This is a genomic window from Moorella naiadis (nom. illeg.) (genome assembly GCF_051020825.1).
In the GTDB taxonomy this organism is placed as follows: domain Bacteria; phylum Bacillota; class DSM-521; order Neomoorellales; family Neomoorellaceae; genus Neomoorella; species Neomoorella naiadis.
Map to the genome: position 1 here is coordinate 1 of NZ_JAXGFQ010000051.1, position 9,612 is coordinate 9,612.

General features: G+C 46.8%; 6 protein-coding genes and 1 pseudogene. All 7 read right to left on the reverse strand.

What is annotated here, in order from left to right:
• Nucleotides 1-73 precede the first annotated feature (73 nt).
• Complete coding sequence (locus tag SDD30_RS16775; RefSeq protein WP_434076081.1) at nucleotides 74-922, reverse strand: 3-hydroxyacyl-CoA dehydrogenase family protein; 849 nt, start codon at nucleotides 920-922, stop codon at nucleotides 74-76.
• Nucleotides 923-963: 41 nt separating this feature from the next.
• Nucleotides 964-2,145 (reverse strand): acetyl-CoA C-acetyltransferase, encoded by a 1,182-nt coding sequence (locus SDD30_RS16780; protein ID WP_434076086.1) that lies wholly within the window; start codon nucleotides 2,143-2,145, stop codon nucleotides 964-966.
• 36 nt (nucleotides 2,146-2,181) lie between these two features.
• Nucleotides 2,182-2,958 (reverse strand): enoyl-CoA hydratase-related protein, encoded by a 777-nt coding sequence (locus SDD30_RS16785; protein WP_434076082.1) that lies wholly within the window; start codon nucleotides 2,956-2,958, stop codon nucleotides 2,182-2,184.
• Between the two features lie 222 nt (nucleotides 2,959-3,180).
• On the reverse strand, nucleotides 3,181-4,593 hold the full coding sequence (locus SDD30_RS16790) for a sodium:solute symporter family protein (RefSeq protein WP_434076083.1): 1,413 nt from the start codon (nucleotides 4,591-4,593) through the stop codon (nucleotides 3,181-3,183).
• 48 nt (nucleotides 4,594-4,641) lie between these two features.
• Nucleotides 4,642-5,022, reverse strand: a pseudogene (locus SDD30_RS16795) (isochorismatase family protein); the annotation flags it as partial.
• A gap of 769 nt (nucleotides 5,023-5,791) precedes the next feature.
• Nucleotides 5,792-7,162: a UbiD family decarboxylase gene (locus SDD30_RS16800; protein ID WP_434076084.1), complete on the reverse strand. Its 1,371-nt coding sequence runs from the start codon at nucleotides 7,160-7,162 to the stop codon at nucleotides 5,792-5,794.
• Between the two features lie 679 nt (nucleotides 7,163-7,841).
• Entirely contained in the window at nucleotides 7,842-9,479 is a 1,638-nt protein-coding gene (locus SDD30_RS16805) for a sigma-54 interaction domain-containing protein (RefSeq protein ID WP_434076085.1), read from the reverse strand.
• Between the last annotated feature and the right edge of the window lie 133 nt (nucleotides 9,480-9,612).

The window sequence follows — 9,612 nt, forward strand, 5'->3', positions numbered from 1 at the left end:
ATGCCATTTTTGATGTCAAAGAGCGATTGCGTACCTGGCATGAGTTAGTTATTTTGGGGTTCTTGCACCAGAATCACTTATTGTATTTGTAAAAACCCTTACCTGTCTTGCGACCAAGATAACCGGCTTTAACCATTTGTTTAAGCAACAATGCAGGACGATACTTGTCGTCTCCTATCTCTCGATGTAAAGTCTCCATGATAGCCAGGCATACATCTAGACCGATGAGGTCTGCCAGCGCCAGCGGCCCCATGGGATGGTTTGCTCCGGCCATCATCGCCGTATCAATATCCGAAGCCGTAGCAACGCCCTCGCCTAAAAGAAGAATGGCTTCATTTATCATGGGTATCAGCAGCCTGTTAACTATAAAACCCGGAGCTTCCCCTGCTATGACTGGCTTTTTACCTAGCTTTTCTGCCACTTCTCGTACCTTTGCCACTGTTTCTTCCGAAGTAGCTAACCCTTTTACGATTTCCACCAATTGCATTACTGGTACTGGGTTAAAAAAGTGCATACCTATAACCCGATCTGGCCGGCTGGTCGCAAAAGCCATTTCTGTTATGCTCAACGAAGAAGTGTTGGAGGCAAAAACAGTTTGGGGATCGCAGACGTTATCTAACTCTCTAAACAACCTCTTTTTGGCGTCCATATTTTCATAAATTGCTTCAATTACTATCTCAGAAGAACAGGACTCTTTTAAATCGGTCCCGCGTTTTATCAAACCCATTATACATTCCACATCGCTCTCGGTAAGCTTACCTTTTTGTTGCAGGCGATTGAGGCTCTGCTTAATGCCATTGAAACCTTTACTCACAAGTTCCTCTGTTGTATCCAAAAGCAACACTTCGTATCCTGCCTGTGCCAAAACCTGAGCAATGCCGCTTCCCATAGTGCCGGCTCCTACAACCGTAACGCTAGACATAAGTTAACCCCCCTCTTTTTTGCTGTGATAATTAGCGCTTATTAAACCATCTCTATAACGGTAGCCACACCCATACCGCCGCCTACACAGAGGGTGGCCAATCCATAACTGCTATGACGCCTTTGCATTTCGTAAATCAAGGTTACTAGTATGCGGGCCCCGCTGGCCCCAATGGGATGCCCTAATGCTATAGCGCCGCCGTTAACATTCACTTTGCTCATATCAAATTCCAATTCTCTAGCAACTGCCAACGACTGGGCGGCAAATGCCTCGTTGGCTTCTATTAAATCCAGATCCTCTATATTGAGCCCTGCTTTCTTAAGTGCCTTTCTGCTAGCTGATATCGGCCCCAGGCCCATAAAAGCTGGCTCTACACCGGCAACAGCCTGGCTCCTTATTGCGGCTAACGGTTTCAATCCCAGACTTTCCGCCTTCCACGCAGAGGTAAGTACCACCGCCGCGGCTCCATCGTTGATCCCCGAAGCGTTCCCCGCCGTGACTGTCCCATCTTTCTTAAAGGCAGGTTTCAGTTTGCTTAAGGCATCTATCGTAGTTCCAAAACGCGGATGCTCATCTTGCGCAAATATCACAGGCTCACCTTTCTTTACAGGGATTTCCACTGGTGTTATTTCCTCTTTAAAGCGCCCGCTTTTAATGGCTTCTTCTGCCTTCCGCTGGCTCTCGTAAGCAAACTCGTCCTGTTGTTCACGCGTGATACCATATTTTTCAGCCACATTTTCGGCGGTTATGCCCATATGGTAGTCGTTAAATATATCCCATATGCCGTCCCTGATCATTAGGTCAACCAATCTGCCATCTCCCATTCGGTTTCCCCAGCGGGCTCCAAATACTGCATAAGGGGTTTGCGACATATTCTCCATACCCCCGGCCACGATTATCTCCGCTTCGCCTGATTGAATTATATTTGCAGCCAGGTTAACTGCCCTGAGGCCTGAGCCACATACCTGATTTATGGTGATAGCCGGTATTTCTACAGGTATTCCAGCCTTAATAGCTGCCTGCCTCGCCGGGTTTTGGCCTTGCCCGGCCTGAAGTACATTTCCTAATATGACTTCGTCTACCTGCCCAGCTTCTATCCCACCCCGCCTGATGGCTTCCTTAATTACAATGGCTCCTAATTCGGCGGCGGATGTGTCTCTCAAGCTACCACCGAAACTACCAATGGCAGTACGGACCGCACTAAGGATTACTACATCATCTATCATAAATACTACCTCATCTATCATAAATACTACCTCCTAAAATCCTTGAAACTGTGGCTTTCTTTTCTCGATAAAAGCTTCTATCCCCTCTTTTTGGTCAGCGGTGCCAAAACAAATACCAAAAAGTCCAGCCTCATAAGCACAGGCAGTTTCCAGATCTGTTTCGATTCCATAATTAATAGCTGCTTTGGCTAATTTAACAGCTATCGGCGCCTTGCTGGCTATCAATTTGCCTACTTCCTTGGCTTTCGCCAGCAAATCACCCGGAGGAACAACCATATTGACTAGACCCAACCTCGCAGCCTCTTCGGCATTGATCATGTTTCCCATCAGAATCAGTTCCATAGCTTTGACTTTGCCAATAATACGCGCTAATCTCTGCGTGCCTCCGAAACCCGGGATAATCCCTAACCCGACTTCGGGTTGGCCAAACTTCGCTTTTTCTGACGCTATCCGGAAATCACACGCCATTGCTAACTCGCAACCTCCTCCTAAAGCAAAGCCATTCACCGCCGCGATAACTGGCTTCGAAAATTTTTCTATGGTAGAGAAAGTCTCCTGTCCTAGCCGGGCAAATCTATAAGCAGCCTCTGGAGACATATTTTTCATTTCGACTATATCCGCCCCAGCCACAAAGGCCTTCTCCCCAGCGCCCGTAATGATTACTGCTTTAACAGCCACATCGCTTTTAATTTCTTCAAAAACGGTTCCTAATTCCCTTAATACCTTGTAGTTCAGGGCATTCAAGGATTCGGGTCTGTTTATGGTAACAATGCCCAAACTCTCTTCTTTCTCCAAAATAACGTTTTGCATATGAAACTCCCCTCCTATCTCAATAATGTAGATTCTCGGAAACTCGTTGCCATTCAAGCCCTTTTGTAAAGAGCTTTTATTTTTTCTTCCTTTGGCATAGCTGGACGGAAGCTTACGGCTTAGCACCTGCTGCAGGTTGCCATGTAAAAAACTTCTTGCAGTTATAGTTCGCCAACTTAAACCTAGGTCCTTAACCGACTACGGCTAAAGTGCTGCCCTTGCTTAGGCCTTCATATCCTTCTCACTCTCGGTGTACTTTCTTCTCGAGAGAAGGCGATCTAAAATCAAAATGATGACCGGCAGGGCAATGGCTACATAGGTACTGTCAATATGGAATGGCTCCCCGGAGAAGTACCAGACAGAAGCGCCGACCGCTGCGATAATCAAGCCCCAGGTGGCGCCCCGGTCGCTCTTGAAGAAAGGCAGGTAGAAGCCCATTACCGCTACCACCGACAAACTAGTCCGCAGAGCCTTGGCGAAGAACATGGTCTTGATGATGGTCGGTACTAGTAGGACAAAGGGAAGGGGCAGCAAGCCAATAAAGATTGACACGATGCGGCTTATCCTTAGCTTCCCCTCCTCGCTGGGTTTGGCCAGGGGAACGATGAAATCCTTCATGGCGAGGGCGGTGATGGCCAGCGAGGTAGCTGACACATTGGCAAAGACAGTTGCCACTATGCCCGCGGTCACAATCGAGCCTAGCCAGGGGTTCATGTGATGGATGAAGATGGGCAGAGCCATTACGCTCTTGATGGTGGGGAAGAGGTACTTGGACTGGAGACCGATATAGGTTGCCAGGATGCCCATGGGAACAGCCAAGAGGCCGGCAATCAAGGAGGCCTTACGGGCGTCGCTCACGGATTTAACGCTGGCCACCGCCTGAATAGTCATCTGGGTGGAGAAGACGGCGCCTAGATTGGCGAGGCCCCAGGCGATGATGGTCGGGAGGCCGATCTTGCCCACGCTAGTAAAGTAGACCTCCGGCAGCTTGGCCAACATGTTGCTGTAGCTGGCCCCGAGCCCCACGCCCACGATTACTACGATGATTACAGCCAGGTACTTAAAAGCGAAATGGATGAGGTTAACATAGGCAACAGACCTGAGGCCGCCGACGGCCACGTAGACGATCGTCACCCCGGCTGTGATTAATGCGGCCACCGGCAAGGATACTTTCAGGACCGAAGACACAGCGGCTGCGCCACCGACATAGTTAGCTACGTTAACCACTAGCAGGGCGTAGATCATGATTACCGAGGTCATTACCCTGGTGCTTTTGCCGTATTGCCGGTTAAGAACGCCCGAAATGGTATACTCGCGCATCTCGTAAAACTTGGGCGCGATGAACCAGCCAAACAGGGGGAACACTATCACAAAAGTGACGATGCTCCAGGCAGCAGCTATGCCGTTGTCGAAGGAGGCTTGAGCCGTGCCCACCGTGGCGCTTGTTCCGATATATTCGGAGATCATCAGCAAGCCAATAATCCAAAACGGCAACTGGCCGCCAGCAGTCATGAAGTGCTCGTTGCTTTTGGTGAACTTCATAGTCCAGATGCTTAACATGGTGGTAATAACTATATAGGCGATGACGAAGGTGACGATAAGGGCAATCTGGGACGCGCCAAAGATTGTTGCCATTTTAAATCTTCCCCCTCAATTTTCAGTCTATAACTTCTGGTTTCCTTGCTACAGATTTTTAAGGTATTGCAATACGTTGGCCAAGGACTCCACATCCGCATACTTTAAATCCATGTCCAGCAGCGAAGTTTTGTGACAAATAGGTATCCCATCCGCAACGCATTCCTCAACTACGATAGCATTGTACCCATAAGAGCAGGCGTCAACCGTTGTCGCTCGTACACATCCACTAGTAACAAAGCCAGTTATCAACAAAGTATCAATATTAAGGGTGGTTAAGAAACTAAGCAGGGGTGTCCCACAGAAGGCACTTGGGTACTTCTTGGGGATAAAAATGTCGCCTTCTTGAGGTGCAATTTCGGGAACTATCTGATCAGGGTCCTCGTCAGCAAGCCATTCCTTAGCGGGAAGCTGGTATTTCTTTTTAGGCGACCAATAGAATTGTTTTTCTTCTGGTTGATTATCACCGCAAAATAAAAAATTGGTATATTTTTAGAGCGGGAAGCCTCTAACAGTTCCTTGATTTTATTAACCGCCTGCCAGGGATCTAAACCCAGGCTTTGGCGGTGTAAACTTAAAGGCTTGTCAAGATTCGACTTGCTACCAATAAATTTGTATTGAGCATCAATCACCAATACAGCGGGTTTTTTACCATAACCGCGTCTTTTCCCCTAACCAGCAACTTCTATAGCTTTTTTATCCCAATAGGTGAGTATATCATCCCAAACCGTCATCTAAATCATCCTTTCATTCTGGTCGCCAGCCGCTCTTGCAGACGGTCAGTCTAATGTTGAGGTGTTCTTTTCCTACTGGAGGTCGTTGACTATCTCGCTCCGCTGCCCTTAGCTAGATCTGAATCCGTGACAACCCCATAACAAGATTTCCTGAAATGGCTCAAAACCTCGCAAAAAATAAGGTAGAATCCATATTCACCTGCAAGGTGCGGCCATGAAATTCATCGTTGAACAGTCTGATGAACACCTTACTCCCGTTGCCGGCCTGGCCCTGGTCGGGGAAATCCTCAATCATACTGCCCTGAAATACAGATTTAATGGATGGCGGTAATGAAAGCCAGGATAATCTTCAGGTCTGTTTGAACTTGGAAATTAATGCCTATTTTATCATTAAGCGTAACTGCGTAAGGAAACGCCGGAAGCCTGGCTGGCCATTGTTAGCGAGCAAGTCCATAAAGAAATAATTAGCTATTTATTAATTGATCCAAGTTATAATCTTCCCACCCAGGCACTTCAACCAAATCGGGGAAAGCTTCCCCAAAGGGCCTGGTAGCGTCGATACCAACAGCCGATAGCACTCGTTTGGTTAATTGCGCCGTTTCCTTGACAACAGGATCCAGAGGACCCGCGGGTACATTATCGATAATAAAAATATCCTCCTTAGGCCGGACGTGGAAGGACAAGGCCCAATTAACATCATTAAGATCATGAACGTTTATATCGTCATCCACCACTACTACCCACTTAGGCCTGATTGTATGGGACAACACAGACATAAGAACTTGCCTGGCTTCCCCAGCATAGCGCTGTTGAATGGATATAACGACGTAAAAGGAAACGCCTCCGCACGGTGGTATCGCTACCTTTTTAACAGAAGGAAATTGCGGTTTAAGAAAATCATATAACGAAGCTTCAAAAGGTATCTGTTTCAAAATGTGAACTTCGTTTACGGGTTTACCTGTTAGAAGCCCCAGGAACAAAGGGTTATCACGATGGGTTATCGCTGTCACACGCGCTGTAGGTTTTAGCGAGGCCGGTGTATAATAGCCGGTATATTCGCCAAAAGGACCTTCCATAAACTCTTCCTCGTAGTTAATCTTTAATTCTAGGACAACCTCGGCAGTAGCCGGAACCTCGAGGTCAACAGTTTTGCACTTTACTAGCTCCACCGGTTCGCCCCTTAAACCGCCAGCCAGAATCCAATCGTTCGTGGTATCAGGAACCTTAAACTGAGTGGTATAGCCTAACACGGGATCGGTGCCAATGACCAATGCTGCTTCAAATGGCAAGCCCAATTTTTTAGCTTTGGCCAAATTTTTGCCGAAGCGATGAAAAGGCTGGGCAAGGAAGGACAATTTGTCTGGCCCTATTACTTGCCATCGGTAGATCCCGATATCGGGCACGCCGGTTTCGGGATCCTTGCTGACCGTGATGGCGGCAGTTAAATATTTGCCTCCATCCTTGGGCGTATAAAACGGGATGGGGAAGCGGGAGAGATCTATATTCTCCATAATCACGTTTTCCTGACACTCCCCCTTCTCCTTGATAACGGGCGAGATAGGCCTTTTCATCCCGGCCAAAACCTTATCCAGAATGTGCTCCTCATCGCTTTCAAAAGCTAAAAGAGCTTTACTCCGGGTTGAATACAACGCCCCTACCAGGGGGACATCCGAGCCAATAGGGTTTTCGAAAATAACAGCCGGGCCTTCCTGGCTGTAAAGCTTCCTTAAAACCTTGCCCACTTCTAAATTGGTATCGATGGGCTTTTTTACCCGTAACAGGTAATTGCGCTCTTCCAGCGCCTTAAGGTACTCCCGCAAGTCTCTATAAGGCACTTTATTACCTCCGTTTCTTTACTTATCCTGTAAAGTCCTTAATTTACTTAATAAAAAGGTGCTTATTTAATGACCAGAATGCTACCCATAATCATCACGACCTTCTCCCGCCAGCTCATCTTCCGCCATAGCCACCGCTCCAAGGCCATCGCCAGAACCGTCATGCCGATGGCAGCCGTATCTGTGTAAAGGATATAATTTGCTTCTAGCTTGTTAAATCTCACGTGGTTACGTCATACTTGCGCATCTCTTCAATAAGTTCCTTACTGAGTCTCTCCATTTTGATATTACCTCCCTAAAAAAGTTAGATTTTGTTTGTTAAAAAACTACTATCTTCAATCAATAAATAATGCAATTTTTATGCCAGGCAATAACATTAATAGATAACCAGAATCGAATTTATAAACTATTACATAATTGAAAAATGAGTAAGGGAATTTCTAGAGTGCTAACCTTGTTTTAGTTTTATAGTATTTCTTATATGTAATTATCATTTTATTAATGTAATGATTCCGGTGCAACAACTGCTTTGCCAGGAAAATGGTGCCGTCAAGTACAAGGACCTCTATGCCAGTTAGCCTAACGTGTCATTAAACCGCCTCTATAAAAAGTTGCTGGAGGAGGAGATGTTTCAAAAGAACCGCCACCTTTTTAGCGTGCAGTGGATATAGCGGAAGTGTTAAAGTTTTTGCACCGGAATCACATTATTCATTAATTTCATCTTGCGCCATAGGGTGGTAGTACTGATACCTAGCTTTTGTGCAGCTTCTTTCCTGCTCTTAGAAGTAGTAAGGGCCTCGCGTATTACATTTAACTCTGAACTGATCTTGATGTTTCGTAAAGCACTCCCTTCCTGTTTACCCAAGAAGCCACTTAAGTACTCGGGCAAGTGCTCGGGCAGGATCAACCCGCCGTTAGGTACCATGGCCACCGCCCTCTCAATGCAGTTCTTAAGTTCGCGCACGTTACCCGGCCAGGAATACCCTGCCAACATGCTGTATGTTTTCTCATGTAATTGGGGCTTCTGCTTACCCAAAGTTTGGCTGGACATTTCCAAAAAATGATCAATAAGCAAATAGAGATCGTCTTTACGCTCTCGTAAAGGAGGGATATGAATTTCAAATACATTTAGGCGGTAGTATAGATCCTGGCGAAATTTACCTTCACTTATGAGCGTGGGGATATCACAGTTTGTAGCTGATATAACGCGAACATTTACGGGGATTGGGCGTTTGCCGCCTAAACGCCAAACCTCCTTTTCTTGTAATACCCGCAACAGTCGTGATTGCAGGTCCAAGGGCATAGCACTAATTTCGTCCAAAAACAAGGTGCCTTGGTTTGCCTGCTCAAAAAGCCCCACTTCTCCTTGCTTAGATGCACCCGTAAATGCACCTCCTTCATAACCAAACAGGATACTCTCTACCAAGGAGGACGGAAGAGCGCCGCAGTTGATAGCAATAAAGGGCATGTCCCTCCGCACACTATAGTTATGAATGGCATGGGCAAAAAGCTCCTTACCAGTACCGGTTTCACCAGAAATCAAAACGGCAGAATCTACTTCGGCCCCATAGCGCGCCAGATTAATGGTTTCTATAAAGCGCCAATTTTTACCCACTAAGTCATCGAAAGTATATTTGGCCTTTCCTCTAGAATCAGAATTAAACTTCTGCTCACGCAGGCGTCGTTGTTCTAAAATTCTATAGGAATTGTCAATTTCTATTCCTATTTCCTCGCTAACTGGTATCCGCAAAACCATCTTGCCTTCCACGACAGGACCTTCTACGATTGCCGGCATATTGCGGTGCAGGCAATGAACCCTTTCCAGGCTAGTTTCGCCTATGGAGCTACGGTTGGCCGTCCCGTCATTAGCATAGCTTGCCACAATACGACCGCCACCATCAAATAAAGAACAATTCCCCCCTACCATACGAGCTATTAAAGGCAAAGCCGCCTCCAGTGCCTGGTGCAGCGTCCTTTCTCTCCTGATACGTTCGATGTTGCTGCAGACCAAAACATAGTCACCCAAAGGCACAGCCCATACATTAACGTCTTCAACAATCTCTGACCTACCGGCACCTGGCCTTCTACTATTAGCTACTGCCGCCGCTAAGGGGAATATTTTCCCGCGCAACTCCTCTACTTCCCGACCCTTGCTGTCTACAACCCTCAATCGTCGCCCCTGAGAATCTGTAAGAGCTGTGTAGCCTCCGGTAAGTATGGCAATAATAGGAAGTGCTTCCAAAAGAATCTCCTTAAACTCTTCCGGAGATAACGCTCCCTGCTTGGCAAGTTTATCTTCTTGGGTTATTGGTTCCATAGCCAACCTCCTAGCCCAGCTAAGCTCATTTAGTGAGAAGATTTTTTCTGTAATCACGTAACTACTCAGGCTATCAACCAATAGTTAAAAATCAAGTCTCACCAGGAACAAAAGGCATGCCAAGGAGGGCACC